This window comes from Pseudomonas sp. ASL9, assembly GCF_056680335.1.
In genome coordinates, this window is record NZ_CM155277.1 from 4,638,517 (window position 1) to 4,659,637 (window position 21,121).

General features: G+C 56.2%; 16 protein-coding genes and 4 tRNA genes. 12 read left to right on the forward strand and 8 right to left on the reverse strand.

Annotated elements, in window-relative coordinates:
- Positions 1–467: 467 nt before the first annotated feature.
- On the reverse strand, positions 468–1,211 hold the full coding sequence (gene lpxH, locus AC1ME2_RS21420; RefSeq protein WP_480436587.1) for a UDP-2,3-diacylglucosamine diphosphatase: 744 nt from the start codon (positions 1,209–1,211) through the stop codon (positions 468–470).
- Positions 1,208–1,708, reverse strand: coding sequence for a peptidylprolyl isomerase (locus AC1ME2_RS21425; RefSeq protein WP_480436588.1), 501 nt, complete (start codon positions 1,706–1,708; stop codon positions 1,208–1,210). Before AC1ME2_RS21425 ends, lpxH begins: the two co-directional genes overlap by 4 nt.
- Positions 1,709–1,840: 132 nt before the next feature.
- Here AC1ME2_RS21425 and AC1ME2_RS21430 point away from each other — a divergent pair, with 132 nt between their 5' ends.
- Together AC1ME2_RS21430 and cysS are read left to right on the forward strand one after the other, a co-directional pair.
- Positions 1,841–3,538 carry a glutamine--tRNA ligase/YqeY domain fusion protein gene (locus tag AC1ME2_RS21430; RefSeq protein ID WP_480436590.1) on the forward strand — a complete coding sequence of 566 codons (1,698 nt, stop codon included), beginning with the start codon at positions 1,841–1,843 and terminating at the stop codon, positions 3,536–3,538.
- A gap of 9 nt (positions 3,539–3,547) precedes the next feature.
- Positions 3,548–4,930, forward strand: coding sequence for a cysteine--tRNA ligase (gene cysS, locus AC1ME2_RS21435; protein WP_480436592.1), 1,383 nt, complete (start codon positions 3,548–3,550; stop codon positions 4,928–4,930).
- 61 nt (positions 4,931–4,991) lie between these two features.
- Here the strand turns inward: cysS and folD are convergent, their stop codons facing one another.
- Positions 4,992–5,846, reverse strand: a complete 855-nt coding sequence (folD, locus tag AC1ME2_RS21440; protein ID WP_480436593.1) for a bifunctional methylenetetrahydrofolate dehydrogenase/methenyltetrahydrofolate cyclohydrolase FolD — start codon at positions 5,844–5,846, stop codon at positions 4,992–4,994.
- Between the two features lie 281 nt (positions 5,847–6,127).
- Here folD and AC1ME2_RS21445 point away from each other — a divergent pair.
- The 10 genes from AC1ME2_RS21445 to AC1ME2_RS21490 all read left to right on the forward strand — a co-directional run bounded on the left by AC1ME2_RS21445 (position 6,128) and on the right by AC1ME2_RS21490 (position 15,366).
- Positions 6,128–6,204, forward strand: a tRNA-Arg gene (locus AC1ME2_RS21445).
- Between the two features lie 57 nt (positions 6,205–6,261).
- A tRNA-His gene (locus tag AC1ME2_RS21450) sits at positions 6,262–6,337 on the forward strand.
- A gap of 56 nt (positions 6,338–6,393) precedes the next feature.
- Positions 6,394–6,478: transfer RNA gene (locus AC1ME2_RS21455), tRNA-Leu, on the forward strand.
- 391 nt (positions 6,479–6,869) lie between these two features.
- Positions 6,870–8,180: a trigger factor gene (gene tig / locus AC1ME2_RS21460; RefSeq protein ID WP_480436595.1), complete on the forward strand. Its 1,311-nt coding sequence runs from the start codon at positions 6,870–6,872 to the stop codon at positions 8,178–8,180.
- A 90-nt stretch (positions 8,181–8,270) separates the two neighbouring features.
- Positions 8,271–8,912, forward strand: a complete 642-nt coding sequence (gene clpP / locus AC1ME2_RS21465; RefSeq protein ID WP_480436597.1) for an ATP-dependent Clp endopeptidase proteolytic subunit ClpP — start codon at positions 8,271–8,273, stop codon at positions 8,910–8,912.
- Positions 8,913–9,017: 105 nt separating this feature from the next.
- Positions 9,018–10,301 carry an ATP-dependent Clp protease ATP-binding subunit ClpX gene (clpX, locus tag AC1ME2_RS21470; RefSeq protein ID WP_480436599.1) on the forward strand — a complete coding sequence of 428 codons (1,284 nt, stop codon included), beginning with the start codon at positions 9,018–9,020 and terminating at the stop codon, positions 10,299–10,301.
- Between the two features lie 156 nt (positions 10,302–10,457).
- A complete protein-coding gene (gene lon / locus AC1ME2_RS21475; RefSeq protein WP_480436600.1) occupies positions 10,458–12,854 on the forward strand; it encodes an endopeptidase La in 2,397 nt (798 codons plus the stop codon).
- Positions 12,855–12,993: 139 nt separating this feature from the next.
- The gene (locus tag AC1ME2_RS21480; RefSeq protein ID WP_002552737.1) at positions 12,994–13,266 is read left to right on the forward strand and encodes an HU family DNA-binding protein; all 273 of its coding nucleotides are present in this window, start codon (positions 12,994–12,996) and stop codon (positions 13,264–13,266) included.
- Between the two features lie 53 nt (positions 13,267–13,319).
- Positions 13,320–13,396 (forward strand) — tRNA-Asp (locus AC1ME2_RS21485).
- Between the two features lie 98 nt (positions 13,397–13,494).
- On the forward strand, positions 13,495–15,366 hold the full coding sequence (locus AC1ME2_RS21490; RefSeq protein WP_480436602.1) for a SurA N-terminal domain-containing protein: 1,872 nt from the start codon (positions 13,495–13,497) through the stop codon (positions 15,364–15,366).
- Positions 15,367–15,486: 120 nt separating this feature from the next.
- Here AC1ME2_RS21490 and AC1ME2_RS21495 read toward each other — a convergent pair whose 3' ends face one another.
- From AC1ME2_RS21495 to AC1ME2_RS21515, 5 genes are all read right to left on the reverse strand, one after another.
- Complete coding sequence (locus tag AC1ME2_RS21495) at positions 15,487–15,687, reverse strand: hypothetical protein (protein WP_480436605.1); 201 nt, start codon at positions 15,685–15,687, stop codon at positions 15,487–15,489.
- Positions 15,688–16,600: 913 nt separating this feature from the next.
- Positions 16,601–17,395, reverse strand: coding sequence for an enoyl-ACP reductase FabI (fabI, locus tag AC1ME2_RS21500; protein WP_480436607.1), 795 nt, complete (start codon positions 17,393–17,395; stop codon positions 16,601–16,603).
- 18 nt (positions 17,396–17,413) lie between these two features.
- Positions 17,414–19,024 (reverse strand): ABC transporter ATP-binding protein, encoded by a 1,611-nt coding sequence (locus AC1ME2_RS21505; protein WP_480436609.1) that lies wholly within the window; start codon positions 19,022–19,024, stop codon positions 17,414–17,416.
- Position 19,025: 1 nt separating this feature from the next.
- A complete protein-coding gene (locus AC1ME2_RS21510; RefSeq protein ID WP_480436612.1) occupies positions 19,026–20,045 on the reverse strand; it encodes an ABC transporter permease in 1,020 nt (339 codons plus the stop codon).
- 1 nt (position 20,046) lies between these two features.
- Positions 20,047–21,120 carry a microcin C ABC transporter permease YejB gene (locus tag AC1ME2_RS21515; RefSeq protein WP_480436614.1) on the reverse strand — a complete coding sequence of 358 codons (1,074 nt, stop codon included), beginning with the start codon at positions 21,118–21,120 and terminating at the stop codon, positions 20,047–20,049.
- Position 21,121: the final 1 nt, after the last annotated feature.

Sequence of the window (21,121 nt, forward strand, 5' to 3'; positions counted from 1 at the left end):
TGTGTTGGCGCTGTGCATTGGGTGTATATCCGGCATTGGCGTGTGCTGAAATTACGGTTCCGCTCTTACAGCGTGTCACTTTTTCAGACGCCAAAAAGTAACCAAAACGCTTGCCCCGCCATACGGATCCTCGCCTAGGCTCGGACTTCCCTCGCTCCGGCGTTGCTCCGGGGGTCGCCGCAAGGGGCCGTCCCTGGCCCCGTGCGGCTTACTCGGCATCCTTGCCTCGTTACCCCCTGCGCAACGCCTGCGCTCGGCCTTCTGGAAACGGGGCCTCGCCGTAATTCGATACTCAATTCACACAAAATCCAAAGGCAGATCAAAACCCTGTGGGAGCAGGCTTGCCTGCGAAGGCGGCTCAGCTGACACACCACTAAACCATCACACCAAGCAAATCAAAACCAGTTTGCTGTGCGACAGCGCAGCGTCGAAGACGAGGCGGGCCCTCCTACAGGGGAGCGATGGCGTTAGTGAATTAACGCTGGTACCGGCACAAAATCAAACGCCGCCAACTGAAAACCCTGTTCATCCACCTGCAACGCCCAGCCCTGACGATCCCAATCCCCTAGCACAATCCGCTTCGCGGCATCGTCGCCGACCTGCAGTTTATGAATCGCCGGGCGGTGGGTGTGACCGTGGATCAGCGTGCGTACCCCGTATTGGGCCATGATCCGTGGGACTTCATCGGGCGTGACGTCGACGATGTCGTTGGCTTTCATGCGGGTCTGTGCACGGCTTTCGCTGCGCAGCTTGCGTGCCAGTTTGTGTCGGGTGCCCAAGGGTAAATGACGCAAGACCCATAAGGTCAGCGGGTTGCGCAGGTAGCGGCGCATGTGCATGTAGGCTTCGTCGCGGGTACACAGGCTGTCGCCGTGCATCAGCAGCACAGGTTCGCCATTGAGTTGCACCACGCTTGGGTCTTTCAACAAGGTGCAGCCTGCAGCCTTGCAGAACGCCTTACCGATCATGAAATCACGGTTGCCGTGCATCAGGAAAACCAACGTGCCGCTGTCGCTCAGTGCGCGCAGGGCCTTGCAGATCGACAGTTGGAACGGTGACATGGCGTCATCGCCGATCCATGCCTCGAAAAAATCCCCGAGGATGTACAGCGATTCGGCAGCGCGGGCCCGGCCATCGAGTAACGCCAGAAACGCCCGGGTAATGTCCGGGCGCTCCTCCTCCAGATGCAGATCAGAGATCAGCAATATCACTCAATGATCTCGGCTTTCACGATAATCACGTCTTCGGCGGGTACGTCCTGATGACCGGCTTTCATGGTGGTCGCCACGCCCTTGATCTTCTCGACCGTGTCCATACCGTCTACCACTTCACCAAATACGGTGTAGCCCCAACCCTGAACGGTCGGTGCCGTGTGGTCGAGGAAGTCGTTGTCGCCGACATTGATGAAGAACTGCGAGGACGCCGAATGCGGCTCCATGGTGCGCGCCATGGCCACGGTGCCTTTCTTGTTGGAAAGGCCGTTGTTGGCTTCATTCTTGATGGTGGCGCGGGTTTTCTTTTGTGCCATGCCCGGCTCGAAACCACCGCCCTGGATCATGAAGTTGCTGATCACGCGGTGGAATACAGTGTTGTCGTAATGGCCTTCTTTAACGTACTGCACAAAGTTGGCCACGGTTTCCGGCGCTTTATCGGCGTTCAGTTGCAGGACGATGTCGCCATGGTTCGTGCTCAGTTTGACTTTGGACATTGTAAAAATCGCTCGTTTTGAATTCGTGGAAGGCGCGCGCGCTGGTCGCAACACCTTGACAGCTTCGGCTATGATAGGCGCTTTGATTTAGTCGGCCTACCCTGGCCGCGCACTTGTATGTTCAAGGATCCTATGAGCAAGCCCACTGACTCCACTGCGAATTCCAAGGCAGGTCCTGCTGTCCCGACCAATTTCCTGCGCGCGATCGTGCAGGCAGACCTGGACGCGGGCAAGCACACCCAGATCGTGACCCGTTTCCCGCCTGAGCCCAACGGTTACCTGCACATCGGCCACGCCAAGGCGATCTGCGTGAACTTCGGTCTGGCCCAAGAGTTCGGTGGCGTAACGCACCTGCGTTTCGATGACACCAACCCGGCCAAGGAAGACCAGGAATACATCGACGCCATCGAAAGCGACGTGAAGTGGCTGGGCTTTGAGTGGGCTGGCGAAGTGCGTTATGCCTCGCAGTATTTCGATCAACTGCACGAATGGGCCATCGTACTGATCAAGGCGGGCAAGGCGTTCGTCTGCGACCTGAGCCCCGAGCAGTCCAAGGAATACCGGGGTAATTTGACCGAGCCGGGCAAGAACAGCCCGTTCCGTGAGCGTAGCGTCGAGGAAAACCTGGACCTGTTCGCCCGGATGAAGGCTGGCGAGTTCAAAGATGGCGAGCGTGTGTTGCGGGCCAAGATCGACATGGCCTCACCGAACATGAACCTGCGCGACCCGATCATGTATCGCATTCGCCATGCGCGTCACCATCAGACCGGTGACAAGTGGTGCATCTACCCGAACTATGACTTCACCCACGGTCAGTCGGATGCCATCGAAGGCATTACCCACTCGATCTGCACCCTTGAGTTCGAAGGCCATCGCCCGTTGTACGAATGGTTCCTGGAGAGCCTCCCGGTGCCGAGTCGGCCGCGTCAGTACGAGTTCTCGCGTCTCAATCTTAGCTACACCGTCACCAGCAAGCGCAAGCTCAAGCAACTGGTCGATGAGAAGCACGTCCATGGCTGGGATGACCCGCGCATGTCGACCTTGTCGGGTTTCCGTCGTCGCGGTTACACCGCAGGCTCGATCCGTAACTTCTGCGAGATGGTCGGCACCAACCGTTCCGATGGCATCGTCGATTTCGCCATGCTCGAATTCAGCATCCGCGACGACCTCGATCACAGCGCTCCGCGTGCCATGTGCGTGCTGCGTCCGCTGAAAGTCGTGATCACCAACTACCCGGAAGGTCAGGTCGAGAAGCTCGAATTGCCGCGTCACCCGAAAGAAGACATGGGTGTACGTGAGCTGCCGTTTGCGCGTGAAATCTACATCGACCGTGATGACTTCATGGAAGAGCCGCCAAAAGGCTACAAACGTCTGGAGCCCAACGGCGAAGTGCGCCTGCGTGGTAGCTACGTGATTCGCGCCGATGAAGCGATCAAGGACGCGGACGGCAACATCGTCGAACTGCGTTGCTCGTACGATCCGGAAACCCTGGGCAAAAACCCTGAGGGGCGCAAGGTCAAAGGCGTTGTGCACTGGGTGCCGGCGGCTGAAAGCATTGAATGCGAAGTGCGTCTGTACGATCGTCTGTTCCGTTCGCCGAGCCCGGACAAAGCCGAAGACGGCGACAGCTTCCTGGACAACATCAACCCTGATTCCCTGCAAGTGCTCACGGGTTGCCGAGCCGAGCCGTCATTGGCACAAGCGCAACCGGAAGACCGTTTCCAGTTCGAACGCGAAGGTTATTTCTGCGCGGACATCAAGGACTCGAAACCCGGTCAGCCGGTGTTTAACCGTACTGTGACGCTGCGTGACTCATGGGGTCAGAGCTAAGGAATCATCGTGCTCTCAATTTACAACACGCTCACCAAGAGCAAAGAAGTCTTCAAGCCTCTGGACGGCAACAAGGTGCGGATGTACGTGTGCGGCATGACCGTATATGACTTCTGCCACCTTGGGCACGGCCGCAGCATGGTCGCGTTCGATCTGGTCACCCGCTGGTTGCGCTTCAGCGGGTATGACTTGACCTATGTGCGCAACATCACCGATATCGACGACAAGATCATCAATCGCGCCCGTGAAAACGGCGAGTCTTTCGAGGCACTCACCGCACGCATGATCGATGCGATGCATGAGGACGAAGCGCGGTTGAACATCCTGCCGCCGGACATGGAGCCGCGCGCGACCGATCATATCGCGGGCATGCACGCCATGATCCAGGCCTTGATCGACAAGGGTTATGCCTACGCTCCGGGCAATGGCGACGTGTACTACCGCGTCGGCAAGTTCATGGGTTACGGCAAGCTGTCGCGCAAGAAGATCGAAGACCTGCGCATCGGTGCGCGGATCGAAGTGGATGAGTCCAAAGACGACCCGCTGGACTTCGTGCTGTGGAAGGGCGTCAAGCCGGGCGAGCCGAGCTGGGAGTCGCCGTGGGGCGCCGGGCGTCCGGGCTGGCACATCGAATGCTCGGTGATGTCGACCTGCTGCCTGGGCGAGACCTTCGATATTCATGGCGGCGGCAACGATCTCGAGTTCCCGCACCACGAAAACGAAATCGCCCAGAGTGAGGCGGCCACTGGCAAGCCTTATGCCAACGCCTGGATGCACTGCGGCATGATCCGCATCAATGGCGAGAAGATGTCCAAGTCATTGAACAACTTCTTCACCATTCGCGACGTGCTGGAGAAATACCAACCGGAAGTGGTGCGTTATCTGTTGGTGTCCAGCCATTACCGCAGCTCGATCAACTACTCAGAAGACAGCCTGAAAGAGTCCAAGGGTGCGCTGGAGCGTTTCTATCACGCCCTCAAAGGCTTGCCCGCTGTTGCGCCGGCCGGTGGTGAAGCGTTCGTCGAACGGTTCTCTGCGGCGATGAACGACGACTTCGGCACGCCGGAAGCCTGCGCGGTGCTGTTCGAGATGGTGCGCGAAATCAACCGTCTGCGTGACACCGATCTGGCTACAGCTGCGGGCTTGGCGGCACGTCTGAAAGAATTGGCCAGTGTGTTGGGTGTGTTGCAGCTTGAAGCCGACGACTTTCTGCGTGCAGGCGCAGAGGGTCGGGTCGATGCGGTGGAAGTCGAAGCGCTGATTCAGGCTCGACTGACCGCTCGTGCCAACAAGGACTGGGCCGAATCGGACCGCATTCGCGACCAACTCACCGCTATGAGCGTGGTGTTGGAAGATGGCAAGGGTGGAACGACCTGGCGTCTGGCTGACTGAGTTTTGAGCCATGAAAAACGGCACCCTTGGGTGCCGTTTTTTTATGCCTGATCTCGCGCACTCAGACGTGCAGGGTTTCCGCAGCGTACAAGGTGTTTTCCAGCAGGCAGGCACGGGTCATCGGGCCAACGCCGCCCGGTACCGGAGTGATCCAGCCGGCGCGGGGCAGGGCGGTTTCATACACCACGTCACCTACGAGCTTGCCGTCTGCCTGACGATTGATGCCGACGTCGATTACGATCGCGCCTTCCTTGATCCATTCGCCTTTCACCAGTCCGGGTTTGCCGGCAGCGACCACCACGAGGTCCGCGCGGCCGATATGGCCCGGCAGGTCGCGGGTGAAGCGGTGGGTGACCGTAACCGTGCAGCCAGCCAGCAGCAATTCCATCGCCATCGGACGCCCGACGATGTTGCTGGCGCCGACGATGACGGCATCCATCCCGTAAAGATCGACACCGGTGCTTTCCAGCAGGGTCATGATGCCCTTGGGGGTGCAGGGGCGCAGCAGGGGGATGCGTTGCGCCAGGCGGCCGACGTTATAAGGATGAAAGCCATCCACGTCTTTGTCCGGGCGAATACGCTCCAGCAATTTTGATGCATCCAGATGCGCGGGCAGTGGCAGTTGCACCAGGATGCCGTCGATATCCGGATCATCGTTGAGGCGATCGATCAGGTCGGTCAGCTCATCCTGTGAGGTGTTGGTGGGCAAGTCGTAGGCTTGCGAGTTGAAGCCAACCTCTTCACAGTCTTTACGCTTGTGCGAGACATAAACCTGAGACGCGGGGTCGTTGCCAACCAGAATCACCGCGAGGCCCGGTGTACGCAGGCCTTGTTCGCGACGCTCGGTGACACGTTTGGCGATCTGTTGGCGCAGGCTGGCTGCGATCGCTTTACCGTCGATTAGTTTTGCTGTCATGTCGCGTGATTAACCATCGAAAGGGATTGAAAAAGAGCACGCATTCTCGCATGACATGACCCAAGGGCAAAGGCGCTTGGTCTGCATATTCCCCTAACTCCTTTATCTAACTGAATTTTTTTCGAAAAAGAGTTGACGTCTTCCAGGGTCGTCTATAAGATTCGTCGCACTTGTCGGGCACAGCCTAGCACTGGTTAAGAAGGTCAGGCAGAGTGGTTGATTGGCTCGGCGTGACTGAAGCTCTTAATTTGTAATCGGTATAATGAATACAGATTAAATAAGCGCCCGTAGCTCAGTTGGATAGAGCATCCGCCTTCTAAGCGGATGGTCGCAGGTTCGAGTCCTGTCGGGTGCGCCATTCAGGCAACTTTGGCACAAGTAATGTTGTATTGATGTATCGGTCACACGCTATATGGTGGGCGTAGCTCAGTTGGTAGAGCACGGGATTGTGACTCCCGTTGTCGAGGGTTCGATCCCCTTCGTCCACCCCATATTCGAAAGGCGCCCGACTTAACAATCCGGCGCCTTTGCTTTAAAGGCTTGAAGCGCGGACGTGGTGGAATTGGTAGACACACTGGATTTAGGTTCCAGCGCCGAAAGGTGTGAGAGTTCGAGTCTCTCCGTCCGCACCAAGATACAAGCTTTGTGAAATGCCCGCGGCATTCACAAAGCAGCAGGAAGGCCGCCTAGTGCGGCTTTTTTTTGTTTCAAAATATTGAAAATTTCGCCCGGTGCGAGCGCCGTTTCGCCTGTTTTCTCTGGCGTTCGGCGATTTTTGGTTGATGTAGAAGGTCTGCAACGTATCAGGGGCTCCTTATATAGGGTGCGCCAGACGTGTCGCTTGCTGCCTGGCGTCAATTGTTCGCACTGGGCGTCGTCGCCCCCCTGTCGGCTGCTTGATTTCATGCTACTCACTTACCCTTTTTCAGTGGGGTGACTTCTTGAGTTTGACCCACTAGAATGCATGCCCTTGATTCTGGGGTCGGAAACGGCCGGCTAACGTCTGTGCAACGAGGAATATCCATGCAAGTTTCTGTTGAAAATACTTCCGCTCTTGAGCGCCGCATGACCATTGGCGTGCCTGCCGAACGCATCGAGACTGAAGTCAACAAGCGTCTGCAGCAGACTGCCCGTAAAGCTAAGATCCCAGGCTTCCGTCCTGGCAAAGTGCCTATGAGCGTGATCCGTCAGCGTTATGAAGACGGCGCTCGTCAGGAAGCACTGGGCGATCTGATTCAGGCAACGTTTTACGAAGCAGTGGTTGAACAGAAGCTCAATCCAGCTGGCGCACCTTCGGTAGAGCCAAAAACCTTTGAAAAAGGTAAAGACCTGGAATACGTGGCTACTTTCGAAGTATTCCCGGAATTCACGGTTGCAGGCTTCGAGTCCATCACTGTCGAGCGTCTGAGTGCAGACGTGGCTGACGCTGACCTGGACAAAATGCTGGAAGTCCTGCGCAAGCAAAATGTTCGTTTCGACGTCACTGAGCGTGCTGCTCAGAACGAAGATCAACTGAACATCGATTTCGTTGGCAAGGTTGATGGCGAAGTGTTTGCGGGTGGCTCTGCCAAAGGTACTCAGTTGGTTCTGGGTTCCGGTCGCATGATCCCTGGCTTCGAAGACGGTCTGGTTGGCGCTAAAGCTGGCGAAGAACGCGTTCTGAACCTGACCTTCCCGGAAAACTACCAGAACCTGGAGCTGGCCAACAAAGCCGCCGAGTTCACCGTGACGGTCAACACTGTTTCCGAGCCTAAATTGCCTGAGTTGAACGAAGCGTTCTTCACTCAGTTCGGCATCAAGGAGACGGGCATCGACGGTTTCCGGACCGAGGTTCGTAAGAACATGGATCGCGAACTGCGTCAGGCGATCAAGTCCAAGGTCAAGAATCAGGTGATGGACGGCTTGTTGGCCTCCAACCCGATCGACGTGCCTAAAGCGCTGCTCGACAACGAAGTGAACCGTCTGCGCGTGCAGGCTGTTCAGCAGTTCGGCGGCAACATCAAACCAGACCAACTGCCGGCCGAGCTGTTCGAAGAGCAAGCCAAGCGCCGTGTAGAGCTGGGCCTGATCGTTGCTGAAGTGGTCAAGCAGTTCGATCTCAAGCCTGACGACGCTCGTGTTCGCGAAATGATCCAGGAGATGGCATCGGCTTACCAAGAGCCTGAGCAGGTTGTGTCCTGGTACTACAAGAACGACCAGCAGCTGAACGAAGTGCGTTCGGTTGTGCTGGAAGAGCAAGTTGTGGATACTGTTTTGCAGAAAGCTAGCGTGACCGACAAATCGGTCTCTTACGAAGAAGCAGTCAAGCCGGTAGAAGCTCCACAAGCCGACTGATTTTTCTCTCGTTCGAAAACACACATAAGCCAGCCTTCGCGCTGGCTTACGTGTATTCAAGAAATGACTATTTGGGAGTGAATGCGAGACATGTCCCGCAATTCTTATATTCAGCAGAACTCTGACATCCAGGCCGCTGGCGGCCTGGTCCCGATGGTTATCGAGCAGTCCGCCCGTGGCGAACGCGCCTATGACATCTACTCGCGCCTCCTAAAGGAGCGGGTGATCTTTCTGGTGGGTCCAGTAGAAGACTACATGGCCAACCTGATCGCGGCGCAACTGCTGTTCCTTGAAGCCGAAAACCCGGACAAGGACATCCATCTCTACATCAACTCACCAGGCGGTTCGGTGACTGCAGGCATGTCAATCTATGACACCATGCAGTTCATCAAGCCAGACGTGTCGACTATTTGCATCGGTCAGGCCTGCAGCATGGGCGCCTTGCTGTTGACTGGCGGCGCGGCTAAAAAGCGTTACTGCTTGCCGAACTCGCGAATGATGATTCACCAGCCACTGGGCGGTTTCCAGGGGCAGGCATCGGATATTGATATCCATGCCAAGGAAATCCTGTCCATTCGTGCTCGCTTGAATGAAATTCTTGCGCTCCACACCGGGCAATCGATTGAGACCATCGAGCAAGACACCAATCGTGACAACTTCATGAGCGCCGAGCGCGCCTGTGAATATGGTTTGATTGATCAGGTGCTTACTCAGCGTCAAATGGCTCGCTAAGCAGCTCAATCGTAGGTGGTTGGAATAACCGGCCACCTGCGGGCTTGAAAAAGCCCGCAATAGCCTTCATCTTGTGTTGCAAGCCTACCGGATTGGATCGATCGAATGACTGACACCCGCAACGGCGAGGACAACGGCAAATTGCTCTATTGCTCCTTCTGTGGCAAAAGCCAGCATGAAGTGCGCAAATTGATTGCCGGCCCCTCGGTTTTTATCTGCGACGAATGCGTCGACCTGTGCAATGACATCATCCGAGAGGAGGTGCAAGAAGCCCAGGCCGAAAGCAGTGCGCATAAATTGCCATCGCCAAAAGAAATCAGCGGCATCCTTGATCAATATGTGATTGGTCAAGAACGTGCAAAAAAGGTTCTGGCAGTAGCGGTGTACAACCACTACAAGCGTCTGAATCAGCGCGACAAAAAGAATGATGATGTTGAACTCGGTAAAAGCAACATCCTGCTGATCGGCCCTACAGGCTCCGGCAAGACGCTGCTCGCCGAAACATTGGCTCGATTGCTCAATGTACCGTTCACCATTGCTGACGCCACCACCCTGACCGAAGCTGGTTATGTGGGTGAGGACGTCGAAAACATCATTCAGAAGCTGTTGCAGAAATGTGACTACGACGTAGAAAAAGCCCAGATGGGTATTGTCTACATCGATGAAATCGACAAGATTTCGCGCAAATCCGACAACCCTTCGATTACTCGCGATGTTTCCGGTGAGGGCGTGCAACAAGCCTTGCTGAAACTGATCGAGGGCACTGTGGCTTCCGTTCCTCCTCAAGGAGGTCGTAAGCATCCACAGCAGGAATTCCTGCAAGTGGACACACGTAACATCCTGTTTATCTGCGGTGGTGCTTTCTCAGGCCTGGAAAAGGTTATTCAGAGCCGTTCCACTCGCGGCGGCATCGGTTTCAACGCCGAAGTACGCAGCAAGGACGAAGGCAAGAAGGTTGGCGAATCGCTGCGTGAGGTTGAGCCTGACGATCTGGTCAAGTTCGGTCTGATTCCGGAATTCGTGGGCCGTCTGCCGGTTCTGGCAACGTTGGACGAATTGGATGAGGCTGCTCTGATGCAGATTCTCACCGAGCCGAAAAACGCGCTGACCAAGCAGTATGCAAAACTGTTCGAAATGGAAGGTGTGGAACTCGAATTCCGTGCTGATGCACTGAAATCGATCGCCAAACGCGCACTTGAGCGCAAAACAGGCGCCCGCGGTCTGCGTTCCATTCTCGAAGGTGTTCTGCTCGACACCATGTACGAGATCCCCTCGCAGTCCGAGGTGAGCAAGGTGGTGATCGATGAGAGCGTCATCGAGGGCACATCCAAGCCGTTGTTGATTTACGAAAACAACGAGCCGGTTGCCAAGGCTGCTCCAGACGCGTAAGTGAAGTTGCTACGCGTACAGGGAATAAAGAAGGGGCCTTCGGGCCCCTTCTGCTTTTCCTGCGCCAGAGCTTGTTTTTTTAAGACGCTACCCCCATCTTGACCTCAAGCTTACTTCCACTGTCCACGGCCGAATGGCCGTCGTAGAGGCGAAATCATGAAGACCACCATCGAATTGCCTCTTTTGCCATTGCGTGATGTTGTGGTTTATCCGCACATGGTTATCCCGCTGTTTGTGGGGCGCGAGAAATCTATCGAAGCCCTTGAGGCTGCGATGACTGGCGACAAGCAGATTCTTTTGCTCGCGCAAAGGAATCCTGCAGACGACGATCCAGGTGAAGACGCTCTCTATCGGGTCGGCACCGTTGCAACCGTATTGCAGCTGCTTAAACTGCCTGACGGCACCGTCAAGGTGCTGGTCGAAGGTGAGCAGCGTGGCGCTGTCGAGCGCTTCATCGAGGTCGATGGTCATTGTCGCGCTGAAGTGGCCTTGATCGACGAGGTGGATGCCCCCGACCGTGAATCCGAAGTGTTCGTGCGCAGCTTGCTGGCTCAGTTCGAACAATATGTGCAGTTGGGTAAAAAAGTCCCGGCTGAAGTCCTGTCTTCACTCAACAGCATCGATGAGCCGGGCCGCCTGGTCGACACCATGGCTGCGCACATGGCGCTCAAGATCGAGCAGAAGCAGGAGATCCTCGAAATCGTTGATCTGTCTGCGCGGGTAGAGCACGTGTTGGCGTTGCTGGATGCTGAAATTGACCTGCTGCAGGTCGAGAAACGCATCCGCGGCCGCGTCAAAAAACAGATGGAGCGCAGCCAGCGCGAGTACTACCTGAATGAGCAGATGAAGGCCATTCAGAAAGAGCTGGGCGACAGTGACGAAAGCCACAATGAAATCGAAGAGCTGAAAAAGCGTATCGATGCTGCAGGTTTGCCCAAGGATGCCTTGACCAAAGCGTTGGCGGAGCTGAACAAGCTCAAGCAAATGTCGCCAATGTCGGCTGAGGCCACCGTGGTGCGCTCCTATATCGACTGGCTGGTGCAGGTGCCGTGGAAGGCTCAGAGCAAGGTGCGTCTTGACCTGGCTCGCGCTGAAGACATTCTTGATGCCGACCACTATGGTCTGGATGAAGTCAAAGAACGCATCCTCGAATACCTCGCCGTGCAAAAACGCGTGAAAAAAATTCGCGGTCCGGTGTTGTGTCTGGTAGGTCCGCCGGGTGTCGGTAAAACGTCCCTCGCAGAGTCGATTGCTCATGCGACTAACCGTAAATTCGTGCGTATGGCCCTCGGTGGTGTGCGTGATGAAGCGGAAATCCGTGGTCATCGCCGCACTTACATCGGTTCGATGCCAGGTAGATTGATACAAAAGATGACAAAGGTGGGTGTTCGCAACCCGCTGTTCCTGCTTGATGAAATCGACAAGATGGGCAGTGATATGCGCGGCGATCCAGCCTCGGCATTGCTTGAAGTGCTCGACCCGGAGCAGAACCACAATTTCAACGACCATTACCTGGAAGTCGACTACGACCTTTCCGACGTAATGTTCCTGTGTACCGCAAACTCCATGAACATCCCTGCGGCGTTGCTGGACCGGATGGAAGTCATCCGTCTGCCTGGCTATACCGAAGACGAAAAAATCAACATCGCGGTCAAATACCTGTCGCCAAAACAGATTCAGGCCAACGGCTTGAAGAAAGGCGAAGTGGAGTTTGAAGAGGAAGCGATTCGCGACATCGTTCGCTACTACACCCGTGAAGCTGGCGTGCGTAGCCTGGAGCGGCAAATCGCCAAAATCTGCCGCAAGGCGGTCAAGGAACACGCGCTGGAAAAACGCTTCGCGATCAGCGTTACCGCAGAAATGCTTGAGCATTTCCTGGGTGTACGTAAATTCCGCTACGGTTTGGCCGAGCAACAGGATCAAATCGGTCAAGTGACTGGCTTGGCGTGGACATCGGTGGGCGGCGAATTGTTGACCATCGAAGCGGCCGTGGTGCCTGGCAAAGGTCAGTTGATCAAGACCGGTTCGTTGGGTGATGTGATGGTCGAATCGATCACTGCGGCCTTGACCGTTGTGCGCAGTCGCGCGAAAAGCCTGGGGATCCCTCTGGACTTCCATGAGAAGCGTGACGTCCATATCCACATGCCAGAAGGTGCCACCCCTAAAGACGGCCCTAGCGCTGGCGTAGGCATGTGCACGGCCCTTGTTTCAGCGTTGACACAGATTCCTGTCCGCGCCGACGTGGCAATGACCGGTGAAATCACCCTGCGGGGGCAGGTTTTGGCCATCGGTGGTTTGAAGGAAAAACTGCTTGCGGCGCACCGTGGCGGAATCAAAACGGTGATCATTCCTGAAGAAAACGTACGGGACTTGAAAGAGATTCCGGACAATATCAAAAAGGATCTGCAGATCAAACCGGTTAAATGGATTGACGAGGTCCTGCAAATTGCGCTGCAATACGCGCCGGAGCCCTTGCCAGATGTGGCCCCGGAGATGATTGCGAAGGACGAAAAGCGCGAGTCTGACTCTAAGGAGAGAATTAGCACGCATTAGTCTGAGTGGCCTTCCTTGACAGCTTTTTAGAGCCCTTGTTATAAAGCGGCTCTTAAAGCGTCTGCAGGCCATTCAGCGCTCGTTTTGGCTACACCAAAAAACTTAGAAACATACTCAATAGATAGTAAGGGGACTTAGAGTGAACAAGTCGGAACTGATTGATGCTATCGCTGCATCTGCTGATATCCCGAAAGCTGCTGCTGGCCGTGCGCTGGACGCAGTAATCGAATCCGTCACTGGCGCTCTGAAGGCTGGGGATTCTGTGGTACTGGTAGGTTTTGGTACTTTCTCCGTGACAGATCGTCCTGCTCGTATCGGTCGCAACCCTCAGACGGGTAAGACGCTGGAAATCGCAGCAGCCAAAAAACCAGGTTTCAAAGCCGGTAAAGCATTGAAAGAAGCTGTTAACTAAGTTTCTTTCAAGCCTTTGCCTATTCAGGACAGCGTCATTTCTGTCCTGGCAGCGGAGCGGTAGTTCAGTCGGTTAGAATACCGGCCTGTCACGCCGGGGGTCGCGGGTTCGAGTCCCGTCCGCTCCGCCAGTTACGAGAAGGCGCATCCTCGGATGCGCCTTTCTTCTATACGGATTCCACCCACGCTTCGCGGTTGGTTAATCAGTACAACCGTTCCTGGGGGACGCATGCTGCAGAATATCAGGGATAAATCCCAAGGCTGGATCGCCAAAACGATCATTGGGGTCATCGTGGCATTGATGGCCTTGACCGGTTTTGATGCCATTTTCAGGGCCACCAGCACGAGTCAGGATGCTGCCAAGGTCAATGGTGAAGAAATCACGACAAACGAGCTGAGTCAGGCGGTCGATATGCAACGCCGTCAGCTTGTGCAGCAGTTGGGCAAGGATTTCGATCCTGCGCTGCTGGATGAAAAAATGCTTCACGACTCAGCCTTGAAAGGGTTGGTTGATCGTAAGTTGTTGCTGCAAGGCGCAGCTGATTCGAAATTCGCTTTCTCCGAAGCAGCTCTGGATCAACAGATTTTGCAGACACCTGAGTTTCAGGTAGACGGCAAATTCAGTGCTGACCGTTTTGATCAGGTTATCCGTCAGTTGGGCTTCAGCCGTTTGCAATTCCGCCAGATGATGGCTCAGGAAATGCTGATCGGCCAGTTGCGCGCCGGTTTGGCGGGCAGCGCTTTTGTGACCGATGCTCAGGTTGATGCGTTCGCACGTCTGGAAAAACAGACTCGCGATTTTGCCACGCTGACATTCAAAGCCGACACTGCGGCCGTGAAAGTGACCGATGATGAAGTCAAGGCGCATTACGACGAACACGCCAAAGAGTTCATGAGCCCGGAGCAGGTCGTACTGGACTATATCGAATTGAAGAAGTCTTCTTTCTTTGATCAGGTTGAAGTCAAGGACGCCGATTTGCAGGCGGCTTATCAGAAAGAAATCGGCAACCTTGCCGAGCAGCGTCGTGCTGCGCACATTCTGATCGAAGTGAATGACAAGCTGAACGACGCTCAGGCCAAGGCGAAGATTGAAGAAATTCAACAGCGTCTGGCCAAGGGTGAAGATTTCGCGGCGTTGGCCAAGGAGTTTTCCCAGGATCCGGGGTCTGCCAGCAAAGGCGGCGACCTGGGTTATGCAGGTCAGGGCGTCTACGATCCGGCTTTCGAAAAGGCGCTGTATGAGCTGAAGAAAGACCAGGTTTCGACCCCGGTACGCAGCGACTACGGTTGGCACTTGATCAAACTGTTGGGCGTTGAAGCACCGTCGGTGCCGAGCTTCGCCAGTTTGAAAGGCAAGTTGACCCACGAGTTGAAAAGTCAGCAGGTCGAGCAGCGTTTCGTTGATGCGACCAAGCAGCTTGAAGATTCGGCGTTCGAAGCGTCCGATCTGGTACAGCCTGCTCAAGAGCTGAAGCTGAAAGTGCAGACCACTGCACCGTTCGGTCGTGAAGGCGGTGAAGGCCTGACGTCCAACCGTGCAGTGATCCAGGCGGCATTCAGCCCTGAAGTGCTTGAAGAAGGCTCCAACAGTGCGCCGCTTGAACTTGATCCGGAAACGGTCGTGGTCGTACGGATGAAGGAACACCGTCAGCCAGAGCAGTTGCCCCTTGAAAGCGTTGCCAGCAGCATTCGTGCGCAGTTGATCAAAAATCACGCTACCGAAGCGGTCAAGGCCAAAGGTACTGAACTGGTTGCAGGCCTGCGTGATGGCAAGATTGCTTTTGCTGCGAAGCAGAACGGTCAAAGCTGGAAAGTCCTGGAAGCGGTCACCCGCAGTCAGGAAGGCGTCGATCCGGCGGTTCTGCAAGCCTTGTTCCGCATGCCCAAGCCTGAAGGTAAGGACAAGCCGACCTACACCAGCCTGACCTTGGTCGATGGCAGCTTCGTGGTAGTGCGCCTTAATGGTGTCAACGAGGCCGCAGCGCCGACAGCTGATGAGAAAGCCCAGTACCGTCGCTTCCTCGCCTCGCGTGCCGGCCAGCAGGATTTCGCTGCTTACCGTGCGCAGTTGGAAAGCAAAGCGAAGATCAACCGTTACTGACGTCTGATCCCGCGAAAAAAAGAAGGCCGCTCAATGAGCGGCCTTTTTTTTGATTCGCCCGGCAGGGCCCATCTAGAGGGATGGCTGTCGGTGCTTCGAGACAGCTTATTAATCAGCTTATTAATCAGCTTTCATCAGGTTCGAACTGTAGTCACTAAAGCTTTTGCCCAGCATCGAAGAGCCCATGCCATTGAGCTTGGCGTTGTTCGCCTGAGGCTGACTGCACCCCTCGGAAAAACAGCTCTCTGATGACATGCCAGAGCAGGCGCCCAGCAATAAGGTGCTGGCCACAAAAACAACCTTGATATAATTCAGCTTCATTTTTCAGTCTCCGCTGGCTGGAAGTGAAATGCCGCATGCAAAAAATCCGAGCCTGACCACAGGCTTCACAGGAAACTATTACTGCAAATGCCATCGGTCTGCCATCGCAATCTTTGCTCTACACCAGGATTGTCAGGTTTTGTCAGCTTAGCGACAGCTTTGTGATGCGCTGTAACGTCAATTGCACAGTCTAGTCCTGAAATCGACTGACACTTCCTGGCAGCACATTTGACTTCCCGCGCTGTTGCGCAGCAAGCTAGGTTACGTTTTGTGTGTCGTGATCGGTGATGGTGTGTCAGATAAGCCGCCTTCGCGAACAAGTTCGCTCCTATCAAACTGCTTTTTAATCTTTTAAAAACAATGTGTTGGCGCTGGTCTTGATGTGTATATCCGGCATTTGGGTGTGCTGAAATTACGGTTTCGCTCTTACAGCGAGGAACCTTTTACAAACGTCGGGACGCCGAACCGCAAAAAGGTCCCGCCAAAAGGCTTGCCCCTCCATACGGGTCCTCGCTGGAGCGAGGACTGCCCTCGCTCCAGCGTTGCTCCGGGGGTCGCCGCAAGGGGCCGTCCCTGGCCCCGTGCGGCTAACTCGGCGTCCTGCCTCGTTACCCCCTGCGCAACGCCTGCGCTCGGCCTTCTGGAAAAGGGGCCTTGCCATAATTCGATACTCAATTCACACAAAATCCCAAAGGCAGATCAAAATCTCTGTAGGAGCGAACTTGTTCGCGAAGGCGGCTTATCTGACACACCGCCACCGATCACACCACGCAAATCAAAACCAGTTTGCTGCGCAACAGCGCGGCGTCGCAGACGGGGCGACATCTCCCACAAGGCCTGCACAACAGGCACTCAATAAAAAGCCCGCCGTTCGTGAGAGCAGCGGGCTTTTTGAGTGCCGCGCGTTGAGTTTTTACTCTTCGAGGTTGCCCATCGCGGTGGTGTTGAAACCGCCGTCGACGTACATGATCTCGCCGCTGATGCCCGACGCCAGGTCTGAGCACAGGAACGCGCCGGCGTTGCCGACTTCATCAATGGTCACGTTGCGACGCAGCGGCGTTTGCGCTTCGTTGACAGCGAGCATTTTGCGGAAGTTCTTGATGCCGGAGGCGGCGAGGGTGCGGATCGGGCCAGCCGATACTGCGTTCACGCGTGTGCCTTCCGGGCCAAGGCTACCTGCCAGATAACGTACACCGGCTTCCAGGCTGGCCTTGGCCATGCCCATCACGTTGTAGTTAGGCATGGTGCGTTCTGCACCGAGGTAAGACAGGGTCAGCAGGCTGCCATTGCGGCCTTTCATCATTTCGCGACCGGCCTTGGCCAGTGCGACGAAGCTGTAGGCGCTGATGTCATGAGCGATGCGGAAACCTTCGCGGGTTGTCGCGTTGGTGAAGTCACCGTCAAGCTGGTCGCCCGGGGCGAAGCCGACTGAGTGAACGATCACGTCCAGGCCATCCCACTTCTTGCCCAGTTCTTCGAAGACCTTGGCGATCTCTTCGTCGCTGGCCACGTCGCAAGGGAAGCACAGTTCAGGACCTGAGCCCCAGCCTGCGGCGAACTCTTCGACACGCCCTTTGAGTTTGTCGTTCTGATACGTGAAGGCGAGCTCTGCGCCCTCGCGATGCATGGCGGCAGCGATGCCGGATGCGATGGACAGTTTGCTAGCGACACCGACGATCAGGACGCGCTTACCGGCGAGAAAACCCATGTGTTGTTCCTCTTCAGGTTAATCGACAGCTACCGGCGCCAAAAAGGCGGCTTCCAGTAGCTGCTGTGTATAGGGATGTTGCGGTGCGGCAAAAATGCTGCGCGCCGAACCCTGTTCAACGACTTGCCCCTGCTTGACCACCATCAACTGGTGGCTGAGCGCTTTGACTACCGCCAGGTCGTGGCTGATAAACAAATAGGTCAGGTTGTACTTTTTTTGCAGTGAACGCAGTAGCTCCACCACTTGGCGCTGAACCGTCCGGTCGAGCGCCGATGTGGGCTCGTCCAGCACAATCAGCGCCGGTTTTAACACTAATGCCCGGGCAATGGCGATTCTCTGCCGTTGCCCGCCGGAAAATTCATGGGGGTAGCGGTACCGGGTTGCCGGGTCCAGACCTACCTCCTTAAGCGCTTCGACGATGGCGAGCTCCTGTTCGGCTGCTGTGCCCATGCCATGAATGCGCAGGCCCTCACCAACGATTTCGCCTACACACATGCGTGGACTCAGGCTGCCGAAAGGGTCCTGAAATACCACCTGCATTTGCCGACGCAATGGGCGAATTTGCTGTTGCGTCAGGCAGTCTAGCGTTTTGTCTTGAAACCGTATGGCGCCCTTGCTACCGATCAGGCGAAGAATCGCCAGACCCAGCGTCGATTTGCCTGAGCCGCTTTCACCGACAATCCCCAGGGTCTGCCCTTGGGGCAGGCTGAAGGTGATGCCATCGACCGCTTTGACATAATCGACGGTGTGTTTGAACAGGCCTTTTTTGATCGGAAACCACACCCGCAAGTCTTCGACTTCGAGCAGCGGTGGGCCGGGAACAGTGTCCACCGGGTCCCCACTGGGCTCGGCACCCAGCAACTCTTGCGTGTACGGATGTTGAGGCGAACGGAACAGCTCTTCACATGACGCTTGTTCGACGATGCAACCTTGTTGCATGACACATACCCGATGCGCAATTTTCCGAACCAGGTTCAGATCGTGGCTGATCAGCAATAGTGCCATGCCTAATTTGGCCTGCAACTCTTTGAGTAATTTAAGAATTTTCACCTGTACCGTCACGTCGAGTGCGGTGGTTGGCTCGTCGGCGATCAGCAGCTCAGGCTCATTGGCCAAGGCCATGGCGATCATGACACGCTGTCGCTGGCCGCCTGAGAGCTCGTGTGGCAGGGCTTTGAGTCGTTTGTGCGGCTCGGTGATGCCTACCAGCTCAAGCAGCTCCAGCGTGCGCAGCGTGGCCGCCTTGCCCTGCAAACCCTTATGCAGGCCGAGCACCTCGTTGATCTGCTTCTCGATGGACTGCAGCGGGTTAAGCGACGTCATCGGTTCTTGAAAGACCATCGCGATCCGGTTGCCACGAATCGCGCGCAACCTTTTCTCGCTCAGCGTCAGCAGGTCATGCCCGGCGTAGCGGATGGTTCCGCTGGGATGGCGCGCGTGCGGGTAGGGCAGCAGGCGCAGAAACGAGTGCGCGATGACTGACTTGCCAGAGCCGCTTTCACCGACCAGCGCCAGGGTTTCGCCGCGGCGGATATCGAAGCTGACGCCTTCGACCACGCGATTGACCTGTTTGCCGGTAACGAACTCGACGGCGAGATCGCGGACTTCGATCAAATTGTCCTTGTTCATCTCATTTCCTCGGGTCGAAAGCGTCGCGGGCGGATTCGCCGATGAACACCAGAAGGCTGAGCATCAAGGCCAGCACGGCGAAGGCGCTGATTCCGAGCCAGGGCGCCTGCAGGTTGGATTTGCCCTGCGCCACCAATTCGCCCAGTGACGGGGAACCGGCAGGCAAGCCGAAGCCCAGGAAATCCAGCGCAGTCAGGGTGCCGATGGCGCCAGTGAGAATGAACGGCATGAACGTCATGGTTGAAACCATGGCGTTGGGCAGGATATGGCGGAACATGATCGCGCCGTTCTGCATGCCCAGTGCCCGCGCAGCGCGCACGTATTCCAGGTTGCGCCCACGCAGGAACTCGGCGCGTACCACGTCCACCAGGCTCATCCATGAAAACAGCAGCATGATGCCCAGTAGCCACCAGAAATTAGGTTGGACGAAGCTGGCCAGGATGATCAGCAGGTACAACACCGGCAACCCGGACCAGACCTCCAGGAAGCGCTGCCCCAACAGATCCACCCAGCCGCCATAAAAGCCCTGTAGGGCCCCACTGATGACGCCGATGATTGAGCTGAATACGGTTAACGTCAGGGCAAACAGCACGGAGATGCGGAAACCATAGATGACCCGCGCCAATACGTCGCGGCCCTGATCGTCGGTGCCGAAGTAATTCTCCCGCGAGGGCGGGCCAGGGGCCGGGACTTTCAGGTCGTAATTGATGCTCTGATAGCTATAGGGAATCGGCGGCCACAGGGTCCAGCCATTCTTTGCTGCCAGTAGCTCCTTGATGTAGGGGCTTTTGTAATTGGCCTCCAGCGGGAACTCTCCGCCGAAGACCGTCTCGGGGTAGCGCTTGAACACCGGGAAATACCACTCGCCGTCATAGCGCACGGCCAGTGGCTTGTCGTTGGCAATCAATTCGGCGCCCAGGCTCAGGCCGAACAATATCAGGAACAGCCACAGCGACCACCAGCCGCGCTTGTTGGCCTTGAAACGCTCGAAGCGGCGGCGATTGAGAGGGGAGAGGGTCATATCAATGCTCCCTGTTTTCGAAGTCGATACGCGGGTCGACCAGCGTATACGTGATGTCTCCGATCAATTTCACCACCAGCCCTAGCAGGGTAAAAATAAACAAGGTGCCGAACACCACCGGGTAGTCGCGGTTGATGGCTGCCTCGAAACTCATCAAGCCCAGGCCGTCGAGGGAGAAGATCACCTCCACCAGCAGTGAGCCGGTGAAGAGAATACCGATGAGCGCTGAGGGGAAACCGGCGATCACCAACAGCATGGCGTTACGGAATACGTGACTGTACAGCACGCGATGCTGGGTCAGGCCCTTGGCCTTGGCGGTGATGACGTACTGCTTGCCGATTTCTTCGAGAAAGCTGTTTTTGGTCAGTAGGGTCATGGTCGCGAAGTTGCCGATGACCAACGCGGTGACCGGCAGCGCCAGGTGCCAGAAGTAATCGAGGATTTTGCCGCTCCAGCTCAGCTCGGCGAAGTTGTTCGAGGTCAGGCCGCGCAAGGGGAACCAGTCGAAATAACTGCCGCCGGCGAACACCACGATCAGCAGGATGGCAAACAGGAAGGCGGGAATGGCGTAACCGACGATGATCGCCGAGCTGGTCCATACGTCGAAGTGGCTACCGTGTCGTGTTGCCTTGGCGATCCCCAGCGGGATCGAGACCAGGTACATGATCAAGGTGCTCCACAGCCCCAGTGAGATGGATACCGGCATCTTTTCGACAATCAGGTCGATCACTTTGGCATCGCGGAAAAAACTGTCGCCAAAATCCAGCGTGGCGTAGTTCTTGATCATGATCCACAGGCGTTCGGGGGCGGACTTGTCGAAGCCATACAGGTGCTCGATCTCCTTTACCAAGGCTGGATCAAGCCCTTGCGCGCCGCGATAACTGGAACCGGCCACCGACACTTCCGCACCACCGCCGGCAATGCGGCTGGTGGCGCCATCGAAGCCTTCGATCTTGGCGATCATCTGTTCTACAGGGCCGCCGGGCGCGGCCTGGATGATCACGAAGTTGATCAGCAAAATGCCGAACAGCGTCGGAATGATCAGCAGCAAGCGCCGAAAAATGTAAGCCAGCATC